Origin of the sequence: Spongiactinospora rosea (assembly GCF_003315795.1) — a bacterium.
GTDB lineage: Bacteria > Actinomycetota > Actinomycetes > Streptosporangiales > Streptosporangiaceae > Spongiactinospora > Spongiactinospora rosea.
Genome location: NZ_QMEY01000010.1, coordinates 165,348 through 186,473 on the forward strand (window position 1 = coordinate 165,348; position 21,126 = coordinate 186,473).

Below are 21,126 nucleotides of genomic sequence, written 5' to 3' on the forward strand. Positions count from 1 at the left end.
GTCGCCGAGGCCGTATCAGAGTCCTCGTGCGCGGGTCAGGTCAGCGGTGGGCGGCGGTGGCTGTGAGGGCGGCCAGCCGGGGCGCGCGGCGTTCCAGGTGGGTGCGCATGGCGGCCTCGGCGGTGGCGGCGGTGCCGGTGATGCTGGCCAGGGCGACAAGGGCGGTGATGACGACGTCGCACAGTTCGCCGGCGAGGTCGTCGGTGGTGTGGGTGATGCCTTTGCGGGGGTTTTGGCCGGTGATGCCGATGTAGGCGGCGACGGCCTCGCCGGTCTCTTCGCCGATCTTCATCAGGCGCATGGACAGTTCGTGGTCGGTGCGGGGGTTGGCCGCGTCCAGCCATGTGAGCACGGTCGCGATGTGCGCCCACAGGTCGGGCGTGACCTGCGGGGGCGCGCTGGTGGTGGGGGTGGTCAGGGTCGGCATGCGGATTCCTTTCACTGGTCGATGTGGTGGGTCGATCGGGGGTGTGGGGCGGCCTCGGCGGGTTGCTTGCAGGCTGGTCGCCGAGGCCGCGCGGGAGGGCTTAGAAGGGCGGGTCGTCGCCCTGCCGAGCGCCGCCGGTGCCGGCGTTGGCGGGGGTGGCGGTGGCCCATGGGTCGTCGGTGCCGCTCGCGTGGCCGTTGCCGCCGGTGCGGGTTGCCTTTTGCGGTTTGGCGGTGGCGAACCGCAGGGACGGACCGATCTCGTCCACGGTCATCTCCACGACGGTGCGGTGGTCGCCGTCGCTGGTCTCGTAGGTGCGCTGGCGCAGTCGGCCAGAGGCGATGACGCGGGTGCCGCGGGTGAGGGATTCGGCGACGTGCTCGGCGAGGTCGCGCCACACGCTACAGCGCATGAACAGGGCCTCGCCGTCTTCCCACTGTTCGATGCTCTTGTTGTAGGTGCGGGCGGATGAGGCGATGGTGAAGCCGGCAACAGCGGTGCCGGTGGCGGTGAACCGCAATTCGGGGTCGCCGGTCAGGTTGCCGACGATGGTGATCGTGGTCTCTCCGGACATGGCGGGTCTTCCTTTCGAAGGTTGAGGAGCGAAGGTCAGGCGCCGGTGCGGCGGGTGGATCGGTGGGCGTCGCTGACGGCGTGGCGGTCCAGGAAGGCACATACCTCGGCCCAGGTGTCCAGAGGTATGCAGTGGTTCTGCTGAGAGGCGGGCCGGGCGAAGGCCCAGTCGAACGCCCATGAGCCAGAACCGGAGTCGGGAGCCCAGGTGGCGTTCAGCTCGTAGAACTCGTCGGGCGCGGTGATGAGGAAATCGATGTGGATCGTGTCGCCGCCGGGGACTCCGCGCAGGTCATCGACGCACACGCGTACAGCGTGGAGGTTGTGGCCGTAGTCGATGGCCCGCTGAACGGGTGTCGGGAAGGTGGTGACCCGGGCGGACAGGTGTGCTCCCGCTGAGGTGACGTACTCGAAGCCGTTGGCGGTCGGGCGGAACCGGTCCAGGCGGATACGCGAGATGGTGCCGCGCATGTCCCTGGTGGTGTGGCAGGGGTCGGCCTGGTTGAGAAGGCGGTGTACCTCATCGGAGTTGGTCAGGGTCGTGCAGACGGCGTGATCGGACTCGACCGTCTCGACCAGGACCGTGCGCCCGTGGGCGCGCAGATCGGCCCACACGCTGCCCGGGGTGACGGCGAATATCCCGTAAATCTTCCTTGCCATAGGTAGGGGCGTCCTTCCTGGGAGTGGGCGAGTTCAGGCCGGGGGCAGCGCGGGCGGGGTACCGCCTCGGCGCACACGGCGGCGGGGTGGGGGCCGCTCATCGCTGCGTTCGACGTGGCCGCGGATCGGCTCGCCGCGCCGGGCGCGCCAGTTCGGGACGCTGATGTCCACGACGATCCGGGCACCGCCGGAGCGGTGAGACAGTCGGGTCGGGTCGCTGATGTTCAGTCGCGGGTCGGCGTCGATCAGGTCCAGCAGGAGCGCCAGCACTTGTTCGACGTGGTCGGGGTCGTCGCCCATCAGGCGAAGCTGAGGCATAGGGGCACCTTTCGTGATCGGGTCAGTGGGTGCCGCCGCGGTGCAGGCGACGGAGATAGAGGTAGACCTGCCAGCCGAGGCGGGGCCGCATTCCGGTGCCCTCACAGGCGCGGCAGACGCGGTTCCTGCCGCCGGGGCGGCAGCGCCGGCAGGTGCCCCATGGGGACGCGAGGCACCACGCGATGTAACAGACTGTGATGGCAGGCAGGCAGAGGACTAGCAGGGTGATGGCGGTGGCCATAGGGGCTCCAGGGCCGTTTTCGGGGGTTGTTGCAGGTCGAGCGCTAGACGCTAGCGCCCTGGTAGATCGCGAAATTCAGTGCTAGGAGGGGTGCTAGGTCTAGCAGGTGGGGCCGCTAGACCTAGCAGGAGATCGCCGGGTTACGAAGCGGCTCCGCGGCTACGCTCCGCAATGTCTTCGCGGATGATGCCGCGACGGTTCGCGCCCTTGCCGGGCGCGGTGGTGCCCCATACTTGGACGGTCTTGATGCCGTGCGGCTTGAGCATCGCGGTGAGCTGTTCGACCTCCCACCCGCCGTAGACCTCGGGGCGCAGGTCGGCCAGTCGGGCGATGACGGTCTCGTTCCACACCTTGGCCTCGCCAGCGCCGACCACGGCCAAGATGTCGGCTAGCAGGTCATGGCCCGGGGCGGGCGGTTCGGGCGTCTCGCCCAGAGCGTGACCGCTCAGCACGCCGGCGGCCTTGCGTAGGGCGTGGGCGCGGTCGGCGATGCGCTGGGTGGCCGGGGTGTCGAGGTAGCCGGACTTGACCACCTTGGGCATCGGGGTGGCCCCGACCAGGTAGCCGGTACCGGCGTCGCCGCCCTTGTCCGGCGGGCCGGGGACGAACAGCGTGGCGCGGATGCCGTTCTGATACGACGACGTGCCGAGGATCATGTCGTTTTCGAGCTGTCCGGCCACCCGCAGACAGAACCGGATGGTGACGTTCGCGCTGATGCCGGTGGGCAGGCTGCGCTTGTCCGGGCGCTGGGTGGCCAGGATGAGGACCACGCCGAGGGCGCGTCCGAGTTTGATGATGAACTCGGCATCCTCACCGGCCTTGGCTCCGTACTCCTCGTGAGCGAAGAGGTTCTGACACTCATCGAAGATGGCCACCAGCGGATGCAGGCCCAACGAGCGCTTGTCGGCGATCTGCCGGGTGACCTTCTTGTCCGGGCACAGGTCCGGCGGTAGCGCCTTGAGCGCGGCGGCGCGGCGCATGACCTCCTTTCGCAGCAGCGTCAGGGAGTCGGCGGCATACGCGATGGCCTCGTCTTCGATGCCGGAGACGTAGCGGTGACAGTTCTGTTCGTGCGGGTCGAGGTCGCCGGTGCCCTTGAGTTCGTGAATCCACAGCTCGGTGGACGGGTCGAGGGCCGCGCCGGAGGCGAGCACGCGCACCGATGCGGTCTTGCCCTGGCCGGGCTGGGAGCCGATCAGAATATTCTGTTCGATGATCGGGACGGTGATGGCGCGGCCTCGCGGGTCGGCCCCGAACGGGATGCCCTTGAACACGTCGTGGCTACTGGCCTTGACCAACGGAGATTTCACGACGGTGCGCGACAGGTCCTTATCTCCCACCCACAGGATCAACCGCCCCTCATGGATGGAAGAGTCGCCCTCGGGCCAGATGCAGCCCAGCGGGCGGCGCAACGCCGAGGCCATCCGGTCGCGTTTGTCGAGCACGTCGGCCACGGTCACGCCGTAGGGGAGATCGATGTCGGCGCGCCAGCCGGGGCCATCGCGGGTGATCGGGGCGACGAACCGAATCGCGTCCTTGGGGTTCTTGGCCATGGCCTGCGTGATGCCGGCGATGCTCAGCGAGGTCAGCGCACGAATGGCGATGTCGCTGGTCAGCTTCTCCACCGCGGACCCGACCACGGCACGGTCGATCAGCGGCCGGTCGGCGGGCCGGCCGCAGATGCCCAGCAGCGCGAGCGCGGCGGCCAGCGCCGCCCACTGGGCGGCGGTCGGCGCGCCGGCCACGATGATGCCCGCGATCAGCAGCGTGACCAGAGCCGCGCCGGTGACCCAGATGCGCAGCCGCACCCGTGCGTCACGCTGGCGGGACAGCTTCAAGTACGACTCGGGGTCGCCCTTGCGGACGGTGGCCAGCCGTACCGGCTCGCCTTCCAGGTCGAACGTCCACCGCACCAGCCCGGCGACCAGCCGGACCAACCCGCGCGGGGCGCGGGCGACCAGCCGCCCGCCGTACAGCGGCGCGCGGGCGAGCTGGTAGCCGCTCACGTACGCGTAGTGCAGACCGGCCCACCGCAGGGTTTCGACGGCCTCGGCGCGGGAGCGCAGCCACAGCGGAACGATCGGGCGGCGGGTGCGGGCTTTGGCCTCCAGGTCGGCGCGCCAATCGCGGGGTTCCTTGTCGGGCTGGTCTACCCGCACGACCTGCCCTTCCAGGGTCGGCGGGTCGGCGGCGGGTCCGGAGGGCGGGGCCGGGTCGGGGTCGTCGTCGGGGCGGGGGTAGGGGTGACGGCCGGCGCGGGCGGTGTCCAGGTGGACGATGTCCGCGCCCTTGCCGCCGGGGTCGTCGTCGCGGTCGGCGGGGCGGGGCGGCTCGGCGGACCCTCCGACCTCGGCGGTCGGGGCGGTCCGGGTGGTCGGGGTGGCCTCTTGCGGACCGGGGGCGGGCGGGCCGGTGGGAATGGGCGGCGTATCGGTCATGATGGGGTCACCTCGTGCTCTGTGCAGGGTGTGGGGTGGCAGGGCGCGGCCGGATTCTTGGCGGAAGAGGTCGCGCCCTGCGTGATGGTGAGCGGGTCGTGCGTGGGCCGCTTGAGATCGGCGTAGGCGATGATCTGCCGGGCCAGCACCGCTACGGCGGCCATCTCGACCAGCCCCGCCGTCAGCGTTGCCGGACTGAAGGCCGTAGCGAGCACCACACCGAGCGCAACCAGCGGCGGCAGGCAGAACACGCTGAGATCGACGGCCAGTTGGTAGCGCTTGCGGGAGCGGCGGCGGCGGTCTGCGATGTGGTCGAACTCCCAGCCGAGCACCGCATCAGCGTCCCCGGCGGCCAGGGCCAGATGCGGCCCGAGGTCATCGCGCAGGTAGCGCCCGATCGCGGTGATCATGTGGTCATTGACCAGGAAGGTCCAGCCGATCGCCACGGACGCCAGCGGCAGCACCAGCAGCAGCTCAGCCCGCGCGGCGGACACGGCAACGGTGGCGATGGCCGCAACGGCGGTCAGCATGGCATAAACGAGCTGGTCGCGGTGCCCGATCCGCGCGGCCTGTTCAGCCTTGAGCGCGGAGTATTCCGCCAGCAGCAGGGTTGCGACGGGGGTCATCACGCCACCTCTTTGAGTGCGTCGCGGACCACGCGGGCGTCGTCCATCGCGCACCGCAGTGCCCGCTGAATCCGATACGCGCTCGGTGCCGCGGGCAGCGTGCCGGCGGCGATGAGCTTTTGCGTACGCTCGATCAGCGGGGCCACATCGGCGGCGGTCCGCCTTACCCGATCATGGCCGTTTCCGCTGTACGTAAGGCCGGTAAGCCCCTCGCCGGCCCGATCGCCGACACGGTCGTGGTCCAAGCGGGCGAACGCCGCGAGGATGATCGGAAGGGCGGTGACGATGGCCACCGCCACCACCGGGCCGAGGATGTGCAACACCAGCCGAGACAAGGAGAACGACTCGGCGACCCACGGCAGATAGGGCCAGGCGTTCATACCGAGCGTCAACCCGAGAAACAGCCACTCGATCTTCACCAGCTTGGGGTCGTTGAGCGGCTGTCCCCGGGTGCCGAGGTAGGCGCGGGCACCCACGATGCCCAGCAACGCGATCGACATGAACGGCTCGACCAGCCACGCGAACACCCACGACGGCGACCACGCGGGCGCGTTCTCGGCGGCGAAGTGCTGCACGCCGGCCGTGCTCCACGCCAGTGCCAGCGTCAGCGCCACCATGAGCGCGGTGAGCAGGGTTCGCCGCATCCGGGCGGCCTGCCAGGCTCGCATCTGCGGGTTCTTGGCCAGCTCGTGCAGCCGCGCGGCCTGGTGGGCGGCCTTGCGCCGCTTGCGGACCTTCGGGGAGTCCACCAGCAGCGGGGTTTCATCCTCTTGCAGGTCAGCCACCTCGTGCGCTTCGGCGACCTCGGCGCGCAGCCGCCGCACCCTCTTGGACTCCGCGCGAACCGGCAGGCCGGCCGGGGCAGTGTTGTGTGTCGTGGCCGGCGGCGGGGCGGTCGGGGTTTGGGCGGCCAGATGCCGTTCCAGGTCGGCCAGCCCCCGCGCGACGTCCTCGGGGTCGGGGTCGGGGGCGGGAAGGGGAATGATCGCAGGCATGTCACACCTCCTTGCGGGTCAGGCAGGCGGGATAGGCGGAGCGGGGGCGGCAGGCGCGGTGTTCGGCGAGGGACACGGCGATCCGTACCGGCTCCCCACCGGCGGCGGGGCGCACCTTCAGCCGGTAACGGGTCTTGCAGACCGTGGGGCGTCCGGCGCACGTGAGCACGCGGAAGCTGTCGATGACGACCCCGGGCGGGCCGTCCGGGGCCGACACGGTGCAGCCGGCGGCGACCAGGGTCGCCGCGGCGGCGAGTGTCACGACGTGAACGGTGCGGGCAATGGCCGAAGGGAGGGGCATCACTAGCCCTGCCTGCCGATCTCGTCCCAGATGTCGCGGTCGGCCTGCCTGCGCTCGTCGTCTGAGGCGTTGCGGTAGGCGCCGGCGTAGGTGGCCCTGGCACGGGCGGCGGCACTTGAACTGCCCCGCTGCCGGGCGATGCGGGTTTCACGGGCGGCGGTGGTGAGCTTGTCCACCTGAGACTTGCGGGTCATGTCGATTCCTTCCGAAGAGGGGTCAGGCGGCCATGGACTGCGGTGCGCGGTTCCAGGCGGTGCGCAACCGGCCGATGGCCGCGATGTCGGGCAGATCCTTGGCACGGCGGGCGCGTTGTTTCCAGGTCAAGACGTCGCCGAGGCGCATGAACGGGATGCCGTCGATCACGTCGGCGGAACTGATCAGGTAGCCGGTGGACCATCCGGGGGTCCACCGGTCGGCGAACTCGATCCCGGAGGGGTGGCGGATGACCAGGCCATGCCCGGAGGGGGCCGGGCAGGGCGCGACGCCCAGTTGCAGGACGCGTTTCCAGGCCGGTCCCTCGGCGAGGACGTCCAGGTCGCCGAGATGGGCGCGCAGCCCGCGGACCCACAGGGTCGCAGAGCCGCACACCACGTAGTGCCCGCGTGGCAGGTCCAGCCGGGCCAGCTCGGCGAACATCCCGGCAGGGTCGGTCACCAGGACCGGCGGCGTGCCCACCCCGTACGGATGGAGCGGGGCGGGGCAGGCCGGCGGGCTCATGCCGCACACCCCTCGGCGCAGTCCAGGCAGGTGCCGAGGTGGCGTGGGAGCACGTAGCCGACATCGCGCAGGCACTCAGGGCAGGTCCGCCGGGCGGCGTTGGCCTTGCCCAGGGCGGCGCGCTGCGCGGGGGTGGCGGTCCGCTTGGGCAGCGCGAACCGCACGTCGTAGAGGTAGGCGGCGCGCACGCCGGGCGCGCCGTGCCGGCGCGAGCGCCACAGCAGCTGCCCTTGTACGCCCTGACCGCCGGGACGCAGCCCTTCGGCGGCCAGCTGGCGCAGGGTGAGCAGGTGCGGCGGGGCCAGCCGCCACGGGTAGGTGGGGATGCCGTACCGGCTACCGGCCGGGTCCCAGAAGGCGACGCGGATACGGGACATGATGACCTCCTGATCAGCAGAACCGGGGACGGCGGGAACGGGTGGGACCGGTAGCGGTGGCGGGGGTGCGCACGCGGCCGGTCAGTGAGTGGGCATCGATGGTCAGGGCGTGCTCGCCGGCGCGGGGCGGTGCGGTGATGCGGATGTCGCCCGAGGTGGCGTGCGCGGTGATCTGGCCGGGCGGCGTGGCGTTCACGGTGATGTCGCCCGAGACGGTGCGCAGCAGCGCCGTTCCGTTGAGATCGCTGATGGTGATGTCGCCCGAGGTGGTGCCGGCGGTGACCGTGGCGGTCGTGTCGAGGTAGATGTCACCGGACACGGTCCGTACCTCGGCATGCTCGGCGAAGCCGGCGGACAGATCGCCGGAGGTTGAGGAGGCGTTCAGCCTGCGGCAGGCACCCAGACTCAGGTCACCGGAGACGGACGCGAACCGCGCCCACTCCAGCGGGCCGCTCGTGGCGAGGTCGGCGGACTTGGTCCGCACCTGAAGGGCCGAACCGCGCGGCAGGCGGACCACGGCGCGAACGCCCGGGGCGGCGGCTCCATTGATGATCTGCCCGCCGGTGATGGTGCCGCCGGCGATGTGAATGTCTCCCCCGGAGATGACGACTCCGGACGTGACGTTGCCGGAGACGACGACTCGCCCGCCCCGTGCGTGGGTGACGATGGTGGTACCGCCCTCGGGGGCGGGAACGTGTACGGTCATCACCCGCGCGTCGATGGTCACGGTGGCGTCGGCGATGGCCTCGCCGGCCGGGCTGCCGGGCGGGGCCGCTGTGGTGAGGTCGATCTCGGCACGGTCGATGTCGCAGACCCGAACGTCGATCTGCCCATGCGGCATGTCCAGGTCGAGCACCATGGGACCGGGGATCGGGGCGGACAGCGTCCGCCGTGTGGCCGTGCTGGTCATGATGGGGACTCCGTTTCAGGCGGCGATGATCAGGGCGGCGATGAACAGCCACAGGTGATGCCAGGACTGGTCCAGGGCGTAGGCACCGGTGCCCAGATGCGGCGCGTCGTCGGTGCCGGGGCGGGGCGCGCCGAGGCGGTAGAAGTCGCCCTTGCCGATGCGCTCGGCGAGCCGGGCCAGCGGTGCGCGGCGGTCGGCCCAGTAGTGCGAGACGGCGTCGATGGTCAGGCCCACCGCCACCGGCACCAGCGATACCGTCAGGCCGGTGACCGCGATGACCAGCGCGAGGGCGACCGCTTTGGTGGCGGTCAGCGTGGCCACGTGCCGCAGGCAGGCCAGCCGTCCGGACTGCGACGTCGCGCCCTTGGCGCATGCCTGGCCATGGGTTTGAACCCAGTGGTCGCCGAAGCTGTGCGCGGCGTATAAGGCCGCGAATGTGGCGGCGAAAGCGGCGGGGCCGGTCATCGCGCCTCGCCGCCCTTGTCGCCGGTGGGGTTGTGGCGGCGGTCGATCAGCTCGAAGTAGGCCGGCGAACCGAACGGCGGGCAGGCGCACGGGGCCAGCTCACACAGCGCGCACCGCACGTCTTTGGCCTCCAGCTCCCCGGCGGCGTAGCGGTCGAAGTCGGGTGACCACAGGACGGACATCACGCCACCCCCAGACCGGGCAGGTCCCCCGGCAGGGTGCCGGAGTGGGACAGGCGGGCGGTGTGCTCGGCGAGTTCGGTGGGAGTGCGGCCGGCCCAGATCCCGGACGTCGGGCGGACCCGCGCGGCGTACCGGCCGCACACCTCCAGGGCCGGGCAGGCGGCGCAGACCTCACGGGCGACGGCCTCGCGTGCGGCACGGTCGCCGGGCGGCTCGATCACACCGCGCGGGCCGGTGTGCAGGTCGGGGTCATAGACGCACTCGGGAAGCGGCACGTCCCCCGCCGCGGTCCAGGCCGCTTCCAACTGCGGAAGCGACATGCGGGATGGATGAACAGGGCGCATCATGGGTGGGGCTCCTTCAGGAGTCGAGAGGGGGGCGGCTCGTGTCTTGGCGGATGAGGGCCGCCCCCGGTGGTTGCGTCGATCACGCGCTGACCGTGCGGATGAACTCGGCGACCTGCTGCGCGCCGGTCACCACGGTCTGAAAGACCCACTTGGCCGCCGCGGCGGCACCCTGCGGGTCGGTGAACAGGTAGATGACGAAACCGATCAGGATCAGCGTCGGCAGGAACCGGCCGATGCTCTTGGCGGGCTGCATCTGCATGGAAGCTCCTAGGGGCGATGGCGGGCGGCTACTTGATGAACCCGGACAGGATCGCGATGACCCCGATCTGGAGAGCGGCGTAGAACACGACGAACATGAGCATGTTGAAGGTGCTGGGGCGCATGGCATGTGCTCCGTTCAGTGAGAAGAGGAAGTGAACCGGCAAGCGGGCCGGAGTGCCCCGGCAGGGAGTCGAACCCTGCCTTCGACCATCGGGGCCGACATGCGATGTGGATCAGCGTTGGACCACGGGCTTGCCGAGGTCGCGGTGGCGAAGCGCGACGGTAAGACCATCGCGGCGCAGCCGATCGGCCAGAGCCATCGCGAACGTCGGCGCGCGGTGCCGTCCACCGGCGCAGCCGTCAGCCACGGTGACCGTTCCGCAGCGTGCAGCGTTGGGGCCGGCGGCGAACGCGACGACAGCGGCGGCGCTGGCCTCTACCAGCTCGGCGACGCCGGGGGTGTCGAGCACCGTGGCGCGCACCGGCTCATCGAGCGCGGTCATGTACCGCAGCTGCGGCGAAACGTGCGGGTCTCTGAAGTGGTGCCGCAGGTCGATGGTCAGATGCGCCGGCGGCGGCTCGCCGTGCAGGTAACCGAACGAAACGATCTCGACGACGGTGGGCATTGCAGGTCCTTCGGTGGTGGAATCAGGGCGGGAAAGGGCATCGCCCGGGGCATCGGTCCCGGGCGATGCGACATGACCGGCTACTTGCGCTTCTTGGACTTCTTCGGCGCGCTGGTGGTGTAGAAGGTCTGGGAGATCCCACCGTGGTGGCCGCCGGAGATGTAGACGGCCCCGGGGCCGGTGACGGTCTCGCCGTTGAAGATGATGTCGCCCTTGCCGGTGTGGACGACTCCGCCGGTGGAGCTGGTGAAGATGTTGCCGACGTCGCCGTCGATGTCGTCCCCGTCGCCGTCGCCGACCACGCGACCGTTAATGATGTTCATGGCGGTCCTTCGGATTCGTAGGTGTTTGAAGTCCGCACGGCCGGATGGCCGTACGGATGGGGGGCTCTTTACGGGAGGTATGGGTTGCTCCCGCTTGTAGGCAGAGCCCTGCCCTCCGGCTGCCAAGGTGCCGGGAACCTCGGTCCCCTCTGTCCGGGACCCCTTTGACGTGCCAAAAGATGCACAGCCCGTCGGCGTGCGGCTTGCGCCGCCTTCCCAGGTCTTCCGGCTGTGCGCTGCGTTGCCATGAACCTAACAGTTGAATGGTCAGCCTATCAATTGTTAGGTGACAAGATTTTTTAGATAGGCCGCTGACCAGGCACAATGCGCTCATATCAACTGTTAGGTACCCTGGGGTGCGTTGCCCCCAGTGAAGGGATCATCAGCCGTGGCGGCTCATGGAGAACGGCTCAACCGCTCCCAATCCCTGCATCAGCAGGTAGCTCGCAACATCCGCAACGACATCGAGGCCGGCGTACTCCGACACGGTGAAGCCTTGCCGTCCTCGCGCCAGCTAGCGGACGAGTGGGGGGTCAGCGTCTTCACGATCACTGAAGCCATGAAGGTGCTGGCCGAGGAAGGGATTGTGATCAATCAGTCCAGATCCAAGCGCGTCGTTAATGCTCCAGATCAAACACTTAGGCATGATCTGCGCGCACAAAACCCGCATGTGATCACCGTTGGTGGGTATGCAGGTAGTGGAAAGACTGAATTGGGCAGGATTCTCGCGAGAGAAACTGGCTGGCCCATGCTGGACAAGGACACGATTACCCGCCCTGTCGTTGAAGTCGCTCTAGAAATCCTTAACCTCTCGCCTGATGACCGCGAGTCGGAAGACTATCTTACTAAGATTCGCCCTCGCGAGTATGAGTCGCTGATGGCGGCAATAGATGAGAACTTGGCATGCGGCAATAGCGTTATCGCGACCGCGCCGTTCATTCGAGAGTTCAACGATGCCGCATGGCTGGCGCGCGCAGAAGCTTCTTTCGCCGCCAGGAATGCGACTTCGTCACTAATCTGGGTCTATTGTGATCCAGACACTATGCACACCTACATCCGACACCGAGGGGCGGCGCGTGATGCCGCAAAGCTGGCGAACTGGTCCAGCTATCTGGCAAGTATCGATGTTACATTCCGCCCTTCGATCCCCCATTATGTGATTGACAACAGCGTCTCTAGCGATCCGCTCCAAAACCAGGCCAGAAGTATCCTAAAGAGAATTCTGAGCGCGAAGGAAGGCTGATGCCGGGCATCATTCTATACGGTCCACCGGCGGCCGGAAAGGACACGATTACAGCAGAGCTGGAGCGATTGGATAAGAGATATCGGGCGTTCTCCAGGCTCAAGTCTGGCTATGGTCGTACTCGTGGATATCGTATGACATCCGACGAGGCTATTGCAGAGCTGCGAAGGAGGGGGGATGTCATCTGGGAGAACAGGAGATACGAAGCTGTCTACGTGGTGGATCGCCCCGGCTTGCTGCAAAGTCTTCAAAATGGGATTCCTGTGGTACACCTCGGGCAGATCGAAGCCGTAGGGTCGGTGACCAGGGCGATATGTGACAGGTGGTTGGTGGTTTATCTCTGGTGTCCGCGAGATGTGGCCAAAGCAAGAATAGTCGCCCGCGGTTCAACTGATGTGGCGGCGCGCCTAAGTGTCTGGGACGCAACGGAGCCTCTTGCTAGACCAGATATCGCCCTTGACACCGCCAAGATGCCACCCCAGCAAGCAGCGCAACGAATTCATGCTGAGGCATGTGCTCGGATAATTTGAGTACGCGAAAGGCGTATCTATGCAGCGGCTTGCGCTATTTGATCTCGACAATACTCTTGTGGATTTGGATCAAGCCTTCGCCATCTGGGCTATCGAGTTTAGCGATCGGTACCAGCTAGGTTGCGAAGCGGTTGAACGGATTATAGCGCTAGGCCAGGGCCGTCCTCATCGTGAGATGTTCTTTGCTGAGGTCCGCGAGCGCTTTGCCCTAGCCGAATCGGTTGATGAGCTGTGGAGAAATTACCGCCAACGCATGCCGCACCTTGTTTATTGCTCGCCCGAGGTCAAAGATGGGCTATCACGGCTCCGCGTATCTGGCTGGAAAGTTGCCATCGTTACGAACGGAATGGCGGACAACCAGATGGGGAAGATCCAGCAGACGGGGTTATCTGAGATCGTGGATGCCTTGGCTCTCTCGGGTATCGAGGGCACCCGCAAGCCGGGCCGCATGCTGTTCGAGATCGCCGCGAAACGGTGCGGCATGAGTCTGACTGCTGAAGGCGGCGGCGGATGGATGATTGGGGACAGCCCCATAGCTGACGTTGCCGGCGGGCGCGCAGCCGGACTTCGTACCATCTGGATCGACCGAGGGGTCTGGCCGGACCACGACCAGGAGGCGGACCACGTTGTCATAGACGTGCTCCAGGCGATCGAGATTCTGGCTGGCAGTTGAGGGAGACAGAGCGCGCGGAAGCTTGCATGGATGGCCGGGCGCGCGGGCGGCGAGGGCTACAGATAGCTGCCCAGGTTTGATCGTTTTCCCAATGCTTTCCCTGCATCTGCGCAGCGCACCGGCCGCATGGAGATAGATGCTGGTCAACGGGGCATGCGCGCCGGGATGGCGTCTCGACTACGGATCAGAAGGTTAGGGGTTCGAGTCCTCTCAGCCGCGCAACGCACAGCAGGCCCCTGGTCGACTATCACAGTCCAGGGGCCTCCTGCGTTTCTGGGGGAGGACCGTGCTCGCGGACCGGTCGCTCTTGTCGGTGTCGGTGTCGGTGTCGGTGTCGGTGCCGGCGGTGCCGCCGGTGAGCTCCCGCGCTCTAGCGTGTGATGATCGTGTCGTCACGGTATGGAATTGATCAGGGTGATGGTGGCGTCGCCTCAGCCTCCGGTGCGCTTCTTGTGCTCCCGGTAGTTTCGCCGGCGGCAGTCGATCCCGCAGTACAGCCGGTTGCGGCGCGTGCCGGACGGGCCCAGGCGTACACCGCAGCCGATGCAGAACCGTGGGAAGGGGCGGTCCCACTGGGCCGGAAGCGGGTGGCCCACTTCCAGGTCCTGGGGCGGGATGATGGGGAGCACACGCTGGTCGCGCGCCACCTGCGGGAGCCGTCGCATGGCGGCGGCCCGGGCCAGCAGGGCCTTGGCGGCCGGGGTGTTCCGGTACGGCTGGATGAAGGTGGGCAACAGGGTGAGCGCGGTGCGGGCCCGGCCGCACTTGAGCGCGGGATAGTCGTCGAGGAATCGATGCCAGCTCTGGATGGACTCCTGTAGCAGGCCGTGGCGGAGCTGGACGTCCGCGAGCCGGAACAGCGTGAGGGCGCGTGATCGCCGTTCCAGGTCGGGACGGTGCCGGGCGGAGAATTCGAGTTCGGCGATGGCACGCGGCCGGTCGTTCAGGATGGCGAGCATCAGGCCGTGCTGGTGGGCCAGCGCGGCCTCATGCCGGTCGGCGGGCGCCTCCTCACCGTCGCCGCCGCGGCGCAGCCGGGACCGGGCCGCGTCGATGTCGGACAGGGCCCCACGGCGGTCGCCGGTGGCCGCGCGGGCCACCGCGAGCTGGCCGAGCAGCGCGGCCAGGCCCGGCGGCGGGTCGGCTCGGGAGGCGACGCTCACGGCTCGCTGGGCCAGGTCGAGGGCGTGCCCTGGGTATCCGAGCGACAGTGCCTGGACGCTCATGGCGCACAGGGTCTGGGAGCGGAGGCCGACCTGCTCCACCTCCGCACAGAACCGCAGCGTGATGTCGAAGTACCGCTGGGCGAAACCGTGCAGTTCATCGTCGTAGCACGTCAGCCCGCACAGGTAGGTCAGCCCGGTCGCCACCTGCAGCAGGCTGTCCCGCACCTCCCGAGGCGACGCCTGGAGAAGGGGGGCGATGGCGTCGGCCAGATAGAGGATCAGCACCGGGCGGACATAACCGGCTCCGATCGCGTTGTCGGCGGCGGTGAACAGGCGGAGCATCGTGCCGGCCGTTTCGACGTCGTCCTGGCCGACGCGGAGGGGGCTGTACCGGAGGCCCCGCGGCGTGCGCGTGTCATCGGCTGTGTCCTCGCCCGGGGAGGAAAGTACGGCCAGGCGGTAGATGCGGTTCAGTGAGGTGGCGATGCGCTGCGGGTCGGCCTCGACGGCCATGGTCGCGAGCCGGGTGATCGGGCCGGTCCCGCGGTCGTCGATCTCGGTTTCCGGCCCGTCGAAACCCGTCTCGCCGACTGTGATCCGGCGTCCGAGCCGGCGCGAGAGGGCTTCGGCGACGACGTGGGGAACCGGTGGGCGCGGCGTGATGCCGGTCAGCCATTGGGTGACGGAGGACCGGTTGTAGCGCAGCGGAAGGCCCGCTTCCCGGCCGACGAGGTTGATCGCCTCTATAAGGGTCTGACCGCTCCAGGCCGCCTCTCTCATGAGAGAGCGGAGGCGGCTGTTGCGGTCCTGTGGCACGTCCACAAGATCGCTCCTGAAGTCTGCCGGATCTGGCCGTGGGCGTACTGTGACCTGCGCCGCCGGTAATGCAGGAATGCCCGGCCAGATGCCGTGTCGCAAAGTCGGAATACTGTCGGCGCCGGAGCTCAAGAGGTCCGGCGGTATTGATCCGATAACCGCCGGACGCCCATTGTCAAGATCTCCGGAAGGTTAAGCGGCTCGCCGCGCCGAAAATGGCATGACACCCTGCCGCCCGGTCAGTTTCCGCATGTTGCCAATGACGTGAGGAGCGGTGGCCATGAATCCGGACGGTCAGATGCGCGTCTTCCTCCAGGGCGGCCCAGACGACCTGTCGCAGGCCGCCCGAAGGTGCCGGGCCCCTGCTGATGACCCGGAGGTCAAGGTCCCGCGCCGGAACGGATACGAGCATTTCTGCCGTACGACGGAAATCCTCATCGTCGACCGGTGCGAGTTCACCGTCTATCGCTGGTCGTATCGGACGTGCGTGGCCGAATGACGCCCGCGTCGGCACGAGAGGCGACCGGCTCCGACCTTCCAGCGGGTCCACTTCCCGAACAGCCCGAATTCACGGTTCCGCCGTTGTGCGGCGGAGCAGGCAAGGAGCGGCACGATGTCCACCTTGAACAGGAGTCCGATCGCGATCGTCGGGGTCGGCTGCCGGTTTCCCGGCGGCGTGACGACGCCGGCCGGCCTCTGGGATTTGGCGGCACAGGGCCGGCAGACGGTCGGGCCGGTGCCGGCCGACCGATGGGACGCGCGGCGGCTGGCCGCACTGCAGAACCCGGACGAGGCGGAGCGGTACGCACGCGGCTGCTTCATCGACGGTGACGTGTGGGCCTGGGACCCCGAGGCGCTGTACGTCGCCCCGGCCGAACGGGAGTACATCGACCCGCAGTTCCGGATGCTGATGGAGGTGGCCTGGGAGTCGGTGGAACACGCCGGTGTCCCGATCGACCGGCTGCGCGGCGGCCGGGTCGGGGTGTACGTCGGCGCCTACGCGCCGGACAACCTGCTCCGCGAAGCCCGCCCCGTGGAGGACGCGCCGGAGAGCCTGTACCTGTTCGGCAACTTCAGCGGGACGCTGGTGGGCAGGCTGGCGTTCAGCATGGACCTGCGCGGTCCGGTCATGGCGCTGAACACGATGTGCTCGTCGGGCCTGGTGGCCGTGGACAGCGCCTGCGCGGCCCTGACCCTCGGCGAGTGCGACGCCGCCCTGGCCGGGGCGGTGCTGCTGATGTTGTCGCCGGAGACGCATCACCTGGAGGCGTCGCTGCTGACCTCGCAACGCGGCGGGTGCTTCGCCTTCGACGAGCGGGCGGACGGGTACGTACGCGGCGAGGGCGCGGCGATGCTGCTCCTCAAGCGGCTGGAGGACGCCCGCCGCGACGACGACCGGGTGCTCGCGGTGATCCGGGGCGGCGCGGTCAACAACGACGGGCAGGCGAGCCGGATGACCGCGCCCTCCACCAAGATGCAGCAGCAACTGTTCCGCCTGGCCGTGGAGCGGGCGGGCATCGACCCAGGCGAGGTCGGCCTGGTCGAGGCGCACGGGCCGGGGACCCCGGTCGGCGACCCGGTGGAGTACAACTCCATCAACCAGGTCTACGGGCATGGCCTGGGCCGGTGCGCGCTCGGGTCGATCAAGACCAACATCGGGCACTCCGAACCAGTGTCCGGGCTGGCGGGCACGATCAAGGCGCTGGAGTCCCTGCGCCGGGGCGCGATCCCGCCCAACGTGAACTTCCGGAACTGGAATCCGGCGATCGACGTGGATCCCGACTCCCGCCTGTTCATCCCCACCGAGGTCACCCCCTGGCCGGTGGACGGCGAACGCCGGCTGGCGGCGGTGTGCTCGTACGGGGTGACCGGCACCAACGCGCACATCGTGCTGGAGGCCGCGCCCGAGCCCGCCCGCCCCCGAAGGAAGCGCTCGCGCGACGCGGGCTCCGGCCAGTGGATGTTCACGCTGTCCGGGGTGGCCGAGGAGTCGGTACGGCTGGCCGCCGGGCGGCTCGCCGACTGGGCGGAAGGCGCGGGCGCGGCGACCGACCTGACCGATGTGGCCCGCACGCTGGCCGTACGGCGGTCGCACGCCACCCACCGCGCGGCCGTCGTCGCACGCGACCGTGCCGAACTGGTCGCGCGGGCCAGGCACCTGGCCACCGGCGAGGCGACCGAGGGAGTGATCACCGGCGCCGCGAGCCTGCCCGCCGACCACCCCGGACCGGTCTTCGTCTTCCCCGGCCAGGGCACCCAGTGGGCCGGGATGTGCCAGGGGCTGCTGGCCCGCGAGCCGGCCTTCGCCGCCGCCATCGACGAGATCGAACCGCTGATGGCCGCCGAATCCGGTTTCTCCCTCCGGCGGATGCTCGAAGACCCCGCCGAACTCGCCGGAGTGGACCGCATCCAGCCGGTGCTGTTCGGCGTCCAGGTCGCGCTGGCCCGCCTGTGGGCGTCGTGGGGGGTGCGCCCGGCCGCGGTGATCGGGCAGTCGCTGGGCGAGGTCGCCGCCGCTGTCATCGCGGGCGGCCTGAGCCTGCCCGACGGGGTCGCCGTGATCTGCCGCCGGGCCACCCTGCTGGCGGAGACCGCCGGCGGGGCGATGGCCTCGGTACTGCTGGACGCCGACCGGGTGCGGGCCGACATCGAGGCGGCGGACGCCCACGGGGTGTCCCTCGGCGTGCTCACCTCCCCGTCGGCGACGGTGATCTCCGGCGACGCGGGCCAGGTGGCCGCCCTGGTGGAACGGTGGGAGGAGGAAGGGGCCAGCGCGCGGATGGTGGACGTCGATGTGGCCTCCCACTCCGCGCAGATGGACCCCATTCTGGAACGCCTGGCAGAGGCGGTCTCCTCCGTCGCCCCGCGCGAGCCGAAGCTGCGGTTCTACTCCACCTCCGGTGACGAGCCGCGCCGGGGCGTGCCGCTGGACGCCGCCTACTGGGTGGGCAACCAGCGGGAAACGGTCCGTTTTCATCAGGCCGTCGCCGCGGCCATGGCCGACGGGCATCGGCTGTTCGTGGAGTGCGGCCCGCATCCGGCGGCGGTTCGTGCGATGGCCGACACCGCCGCCCACCACCAGGTGAGCGACGTCCTGGCGGTGGGCAGCCTGCGGCGGGACACCGATGACCTGGACTCCTTCCTGGCGAACCTGGCCGAGGTCCACTGCGGCGGGCACGCGGTGGACTGGCGGGCGCGCTACGGCGACGGGCCGCTCGCCGACGTGCCGGGGACGGCGTGGCGGCGGCTGACGTTCGGCGAGAAGGGCGAACCGTACCGGCGGGTCGCCCCGTACCTGCCCGCGGCCGACGAGCACCCGCTGCTCGGCGGGCACGTCCAGGATCCGCAGGCCCCGCGAAGGCACCTGTGGCAGAGCCCGATCAGCCCCGGGCGGCTGCCCTGGCTGGCCGATCACCAGGTCGCCGGGGTACCGGTACTGCCGGGCACCGGGTTCGCCGAGATGATCCTCGCGGCGGGGGCCGAGATCTTCGGCACCGACCGGGTGACCCTGAAGGGCCTGGTACTGGAGGCGCCGCTGCCGCTGGAGCCCGAACCGCTGGTGACCACGCACCTCACCCGCGAGGGGCGGACCGCGACCGCCGAGATCCTTTCGGCGGGGGCGGGCGGCGACCAGACCACGCACGCCCGCGCGGAGGTGTCCGCGGTGTCCGCGGACGGCGCGCCGGAGCCGCTGCGGGTGGACGCGCTGACCGGCGAGGGCTGGATCGACTCGGTGCCCGGTGACCTGTACGCGCACTTCCGCGACCGGCACGACGTCTATCACGGTCCCGCGTTCTCGGCCGTCGAGCGCATCCGGCTGCACCCCGACGAGGATCGGGTGGTCTCCTGGCTGCGGATCGCCGATGGCGCCCGCGCCTCGGCCTGGACCATGCGGCTGCACCCGGCACTGGCCGATGAGGTGGTACAGACCGCGGTGGCCGCCTGGATCGGCCACCACGCCACCAGCCCCGGCCCGGTCGTCGTGGCCGGCGTGGAGGAGATCCGCCTGTACGGCCCGACCGCCCCCGCCCGGCTGGCCGCCGTCGAACTCCAGTACGCCGACGACCTCACGTGTACCGCCGAGGGCGTGCTCGCCGCCGCGGACGGCACGGTGGTCGCCGAGATCCGCGGCCTGCGCCTGACCAACATCACCCCGGCCGCCGAGCGCTACAACGAGCGGCTGGCCCACCTGGAGTGGGTGCCCCGGCCCGCTCCGGAGGACTCTCGGGCCGACGCGGGCCGGTGGCTGGTGGCCGCCCCCGACGACGCCCCGTGGGCCGGGCGGCTCGCCGCCCTGCTGGCCGGGCACACCGCCGGGGTCCACATCCTGAGCCACGGTCCGGACGCCCCGCTCACGACCGACCGGCTGGGCCGGGCGCTCGACGCCGAGGCCGGATGCGCCGTCGTCGTCCTGGCGGCCGAGGACCCCTCCGGCGCGGCCGACCCCGAGGCCACAGCGCGGCAGGAGGTGACCCGTGCGGCGGAAGTCGTCCGGTGCCTGGCCCAGCGCCCCGACCCGCCGCGCCTGTGGCTGGTGCACCGGACGGGCCAGGGTTCCCTGACGGCGGCGAGCCTGCGCGGTCTGTGGCGGGTGGCCGCGTTCGAGCACCCCGAACTGGTGCCGGGCATCATCGAGATCTCCGGTGACACCCCGCTGGACGCGGTCCTGCCCGACCTGCTCGCCGATGACCGGCGGATCACCGAGATCGCCTGGCGGCACGGTATCCGCCACCTGGCGCAGGTACGGCCCGGCCCCGCCGCGACCGGCCCGGCGCCGGTCACGCCGCTGATCGACCCGCAGGCCGCGTACCTGGTCACCGGCGGTCTGGGTGGGCTGGGCCTGCTCTCCGTCCGCTGGCTCGCCGAACGTGGCGCGGGCCGGGTGGTGGCGGCCGGCCGTTCCGCGCCCGGCGAGCACGCCACGGCGGAACTCGACGACCTGCGCGCGAACACCGCGGCCGACATCCGCGTGGTCCGCGGCGACATAGCCGACCCGGACGCGCTGCGGCGGATCATCGACACCGCGGGCGAGGGCGGTATGCCGCTGCGCGGCATCCTGCACGCCGCCGGAGTGGTGGAGGACGCCACCATCGCCAACCTCGGCGACCGGCTCATCGAGCGGGTCTGGCGCGGCAAGGCGGGCGGCGCGTGGGCCCTGCACCGGGCCACCATCGACGGTGACCTGGACTTCTTCGTCGTCTACTCCTCCGTCGCCGCGCTGCTCGGATCGCCCGGACAGGCCGCCTACGCCGCCGCGAACGCCTTCACCGACGGCCTGGTCGCCCGGCGGCTGGCGCTGGGACTGCCGGCGACCGGGATCCACTGGGGCGCCTGGCGCGAGGTGGGCCGGGGACGGCACCTGGCCGGCCAGGGCTTCGTGACCATCGCGCCCGCCGACGGCATCGCCGCCCTGGAGCGCATCCTCACCGAAGGCCATCGCCAGGTCGCCTACTCGCCGATCGACGTCGCCCGCTGGACCGCCGCCTACCCCGCGCTGGCCGATTCCACGCTCTTCGCGGACCTGGCGTCCGGCCGGGCCGCCGTCGGCCAGGAGGCGTCACCGGTGCTGGAGAAGCTGATGAGCGCCGGGACCCCGGCCCGGCGGATGGAGATCCTGCAGGACCACATCATCAGTTGCGTCCGGGACATCCTCGGCGGCACCAGCCGCCACATCGCCCCCGGCACCAGCCTGGTGATGCTCGGCGTGGACTCGCTGGCGGCGGTCCAGCTACAGCAGCGTCTCCAGCACACCTTGAAAACGGAGATCAAGGCCGGGGTGATCTGGGTCAAGCCCAGCCCGGCCGGTCTCGCCGAATGGATCGCCGGCCGGATGGGCTTCGCCGATCAGTCCCCGGCCGGTAACGGGGCCCCCGAAGCCCCGGCGACGTCCCGCACCCCTCGGAGGTGAACA

At 69.9% G+C, this 21,126-nt stretch carries 23 protein-coding genes and 1 tRNA gene; 5 read left to right on the forward strand and 19 right to left on the reverse strand.

Annotation, left to right across the window (positions count from 1 at the left end; genetic code table 11):
- Positions 1-40: 40 nt before the first annotated feature.
- The 18 genes from DP939_RS23285 to DP939_RS23375 form a co-directional block, all read right to left on the reverse strand.
- Positions 41-427 (reverse strand): MazG-like family protein, encoded by a 387-nt coding sequence (locus DP939_RS23285; RefSeq protein ID WP_113982884.1) that lies wholly within the window; start codon positions 425-427, stop codon positions 41-43.
- Between the two features lie 100 nt (positions 428-527).
- Entirely contained in the window at positions 528-1,001 is a 474-nt protein-coding gene (locus tag DP939_RS23290; RefSeq protein WP_113982885.1) for a single-stranded DNA-binding protein, read from the reverse strand.
- Positions 1,002-1,036: 35 nt separating this feature from the next.
- A complete protein-coding gene (locus DP939_RS23295; protein ID WP_147268097.1) occupies positions 1,037-1,660 on the reverse strand; it encodes a hypothetical protein in 624 nt (207 codons plus the stop codon).
- A gap of 33 nt (positions 1,661-1,693) precedes the next feature.
- Positions 1,694-1,978 carry a hypothetical protein gene (locus DP939_RS23300; RefSeq protein ID WP_147268098.1) on the reverse strand — a complete coding sequence of 95 codons (285 nt, stop codon included), beginning with the start codon at positions 1,976-1,978 and terminating at the stop codon, positions 1,694-1,696.
- A 381-nt stretch (positions 1,979-2,359) separates the two neighbouring features.
- Positions 2,360-4,657 carry a cell division protein FtsK gene (locus DP939_RS23310; RefSeq protein ID WP_199565363.1) on the reverse strand — a complete coding sequence of 766 codons (2,298 nt, stop codon included), beginning with the start codon at positions 4,655-4,657 and terminating at the stop codon, positions 2,360-2,362.
- Positions 4,654-5,283 (reverse strand): hypothetical protein, encoded by a 630-nt coding sequence (locus DP939_RS23315; RefSeq protein ID WP_199565364.1) that lies wholly within the window; start codon positions 5,281-5,283, stop codon positions 4,654-4,656. The genes DP939_RS23310 and DP939_RS23315 overlap by 4 nt, the downstream gene beginning before the upstream one ends.
- Complete coding sequence (locus DP939_RS23320) at positions 5,283-6,278, reverse strand: conjugal transfer protein TraI (protein WP_113982889.1); 996 nt, start codon at positions 6,276-6,278, stop codon at positions 5,283-5,285. Before DP939_RS23320 ends, DP939_RS23315 begins: the two co-directional genes overlap by 1 nt.
- A gap of 1 nt (position 6,279) precedes the next feature.
- Positions 6,280-6,540, reverse strand: a complete 261-nt coding sequence (locus DP939_RS23325) for a hypothetical protein (RefSeq protein ID WP_147268099.1) — start codon at positions 6,538-6,540, stop codon at positions 6,280-6,282.
- Between the two features lie 41 nt (positions 6,541-6,581).
- Positions 6,582-6,773, reverse strand: a complete 192-nt coding sequence (locus DP939_RS23330) for a hypothetical protein (RefSeq protein WP_113982891.1) — start codon at positions 6,771-6,773, stop codon at positions 6,582-6,584.
- A gap of 22 nt (positions 6,774-6,795) precedes the next feature.
- Entirely contained in the window at positions 6,796-7,296 is a 501-nt protein-coding gene (locus DP939_RS23335; RefSeq protein ID WP_113982892.1) for a hypothetical protein, read from the reverse strand.
- Complete coding sequence (locus tag DP939_RS23340; protein ID WP_113982893.1) at positions 7,293-7,673, reverse strand: RRQRL motif-containing zinc-binding protein; 381 nt, start codon at positions 7,671-7,673, stop codon at positions 7,293-7,295. Before DP939_RS23340 ends, DP939_RS23335 begins: the two co-directional genes overlap by 4 nt.
- 13 nt (positions 7,674-7,686) lie before the next feature.
- Positions 7,687-8,583, reverse strand: coding sequence for a DUF4097 family beta strand repeat-containing protein (locus DP939_RS23345; protein ID WP_113982894.1), 897 nt, complete (start codon positions 8,581-8,583; stop codon positions 7,687-7,689).
- 15 nt (positions 8,584-8,598) lie between these two features.
- Complete coding sequence (locus DP939_RS23350; RefSeq protein WP_113982895.1) at positions 8,599-9,048, reverse strand: DUF3307 domain-containing protein; 450 nt, start codon at positions 9,046-9,048, stop codon at positions 8,599-8,601.
- On the reverse strand, positions 9,045-9,230 hold the full coding sequence (locus tag DP939_RS23355) for a hypothetical protein (protein WP_113982896.1): 186 nt from the start codon (positions 9,228-9,230) through the stop codon (positions 9,045-9,047). The genes DP939_RS23350 and DP939_RS23355 overlap by 4 nt, the downstream gene beginning before the upstream one ends.
- The gene (locus DP939_RS23360; protein ID WP_158578668.1) at positions 9,230-9,550 is read right to left on the reverse strand and encodes a WhiB family transcriptional regulator; all 321 of its coding nucleotides are present in this window, start codon (positions 9,548-9,550) and stop codon (positions 9,230-9,232) included. The genes DP939_RS23355 and DP939_RS23360 overlap by 1 nt, the downstream gene beginning before the upstream one ends.
- Positions 9,551-9,656: 106 nt before the next feature.
- Positions 9,657-9,836, reverse strand: coding sequence for a hypothetical protein (locus tag DP939_RS23365; protein ID WP_113982898.1), 180 nt, complete (start codon positions 9,834-9,836; stop codon positions 9,657-9,659).
- 235 nt (positions 9,837-10,071) lie between these two features.
- Positions 10,072-10,464, reverse strand: coding sequence for a RapZ C-terminal domain-containing protein (locus DP939_RS23370; RefSeq protein WP_113982899.1), 393 nt, complete (start codon positions 10,462-10,464; stop codon positions 10,072-10,074).
- An 80-nt stretch (positions 10,465-10,544) separates the two neighbouring features.
- The gene (locus tag DP939_RS23375; protein WP_113982900.1) at positions 10,545-10,787 is read right to left on the reverse strand and encodes a hypothetical protein; all 243 of its coding nucleotides are present in this window, start codon (positions 10,785-10,787) and stop codon (positions 10,545-10,547) included.
- Positions 10,788-11,175: 388 nt separating this feature from the next.
- On the opposite strand from DP939_RS23375, the gene DP939_RS23380 reads away from it, so the two are divergent.
- The 3 genes from DP939_RS23380 (at position 11,176) to DP939_RS46275 (ending at position 13,452) form a co-directional block, all read left to right on the forward strand.
- On the forward strand, positions 11,176-12,030 hold the full coding sequence (locus tag DP939_RS23380) for a GntR family transcriptional regulator (protein ID WP_113982901.1): 855 nt from the start codon (positions 11,176-11,178) through the stop codon (positions 12,028-12,030).
- 549 nt (positions 12,031-12,579) lie between these two features.
- The gene (locus tag DP939_RS23390; RefSeq protein ID WP_113982903.1) at positions 12,580-13,233 is read left to right on the forward strand and encodes an HAD family hydrolase; all 654 of its coding nucleotides are present in this window, start codon (positions 12,580-12,582) and stop codon (positions 13,231-13,233) included.
- A 155-nt stretch (positions 13,234-13,388) separates the two neighbouring features.
- A tRNA-Arg gene (locus tag DP939_RS46275) sits at positions 13,389-13,452 on the forward strand.
- Positions 13,453-13,664: 212 nt separating this feature from the next.
- Here the strand turns inward: DP939_RS46275 and DP939_RS23395 are convergent.
- Positions 13,665-15,221: a tetratricopeptide repeat protein gene (locus tag DP939_RS23395; protein ID WP_147268100.1), complete on the reverse strand. Its 1,557-nt coding sequence runs from the start codon at positions 15,219-15,221 to the stop codon at positions 13,665-13,667.
- A 274-nt stretch (positions 15,222-15,495) separates the two neighbouring features.
- Here DP939_RS23395 and DP939_RS23400 point away from each other — a divergent pair, with 274 nt between their 5' ends.
- Both DP939_RS23400 and DP939_RS23405 read left to right on the forward strand, forming a co-directional pair.
- Positions 15,496-15,714: a DUF5988 family protein gene (locus tag DP939_RS23400; protein WP_147268101.1), complete on the forward strand. Its 219-nt coding sequence runs from the start codon at positions 15,496-15,498 to the stop codon at positions 15,712-15,714.
- 114 nt (positions 15,715-15,828) lie between these two features.
- Entirely contained in the window at positions 15,829-21,123 is a 5,295-nt protein-coding gene (locus DP939_RS23405) for a type I polyketide synthase (RefSeq protein WP_113982906.1), read from the forward strand.
- Positions 21,124-21,126 lie beyond the last annotated feature (3 nt).

Bases quoted from the DNA above. Each gene is read 5' to 3' on its own strand.
- DP939_RS23285 (WP_113982884.1), bottom strand. From the start codon at position 427: ATGCCGACCCTGACCACCCCCACCACCAGCGCGCCCCCGCAGGTCACG.
- DP939_RS23290 (WP_113982885.1), bottom strand. From the start codon at position 1,001: ATGTCCGGAGAGACCACGATCACCATCGTCGGCAACCTGACCGGCGAC.
- DP939_RS23295 (WP_147268097.1), bottom strand. From the start codon at position 1,660: ATGGCAAGGAAGATTTACGGGATATTCGCCGTCACCCCGGGCAGCGTG.
- DP939_RS23300 (WP_147268098.1), bottom strand. From the start codon at position 1,978: ATGCCTCAGCTTCGCCTGATGGGCGACGACCCCGACCACGTCGAACAA.
- DP939_RS23310 (WP_199565363.1), bottom strand. From the start codon at position 4,657: ATGACCGATACGCCGCCCATTCCCACCGGCCCGCCCGCCCCCGGTCCG.
- DP939_RS23315 (WP_199565364.1), bottom strand. From the start codon at position 5,283: ATGACCCCCGTCGCAACCCTGCTGCTGGCGGAATACTCCGCGCTCAAG.
- DP939_RS23320 (WP_113982889.1), bottom strand. From the start codon at position 6,278: ATGCCTGCGATCATTCCCCTTCCCGCCCCCGACCCCGACCCCGAGGAC.
- DP939_RS23330 (WP_113982891.1), bottom strand. From the start codon at position 6,773: ATGACCCGCAAGTCTCAGGTGGACAAGCTCACCACCGCCGCCCGTGAA.
- DP939_RS23335 (WP_113982892.1), bottom strand. From the start codon at position 7,296: ATGAGCCCGCCGGCCTGCCCCGCCCCGCTCCATCCGTACGGGGTGGGC.
- DP939_RS23340 (WP_113982893.1), bottom strand. From the start codon at position 7,673: ATGTCCCGTATCCGCGTCGCCTTCTGGGACCCGGCCGGTAGCCGGTAC.
- DP939_RS23345 (WP_113982894.1), bottom strand. From the start codon at position 8,583: ATGACCAGCACGGCCACACGGCGGACGCTGTCCGCCCCGATCCCCGGT.
- DP939_RS23350 (WP_113982895.1), bottom strand. From the start codon at position 9,048: ATGACCGGCCCCGCCGCTTTCGCCGCCACATTCGCGGCCTTATACGCC.
- DP939_RS23355 (WP_113982896.1), bottom strand. From the start codon at position 9,230: ATGTCCGTCCTGTGGTCACCCGACTTCGACCGCTACGCCGCCGGGGAG.
- DP939_RS23360 (WP_158578668.1), bottom strand. From the start codon at position 9,550: ATGTCGCTTCCGCAGTTGGAAGCGGCCTGGACCGCGGCGGGGGACGTG.
- DP939_RS23365 (WP_113982898.1), bottom strand. From the start codon at position 9,836: ATGCAGATGCAGCCCGCCAAGAGCATCGGCCGGTTCCTGCCGACGCTG.
- DP939_RS23370 (WP_113982899.1), bottom strand. From the start codon at position 10,464: ATGCCCACCGTCGTCGAGATCGTTTCGTTCGGTTACCTGCACGGCGAG.
- DP939_RS23375 (WP_113982900.1), bottom strand. From the start codon at position 10,787: ATGAACATCATTAACGGTCGCGTGGTCGGCGACGGCGACGGGGACGAC.
- DP939_RS23390 (WP_113982903.1), top strand. From the start codon at position 12,580: ATGCAGCGGCTTGCGCTATTTGATCTCGACAATACTCTTGTGGATTTG.
- DP939_RS23400 (WP_147268101.1), top strand. From the start codon at position 15,496: ATGAATCCGGACGGTCAGATGCGCGTCTTCCTCCAGGGCGGCCCAGAC.
- DP939_RS23405 (WP_113982906.1), top strand. From the start codon at position 15,829: ATGTCCACCTTGAACAGGAGTCCGATCGCGATCGTCGGGGTCGGCTGC.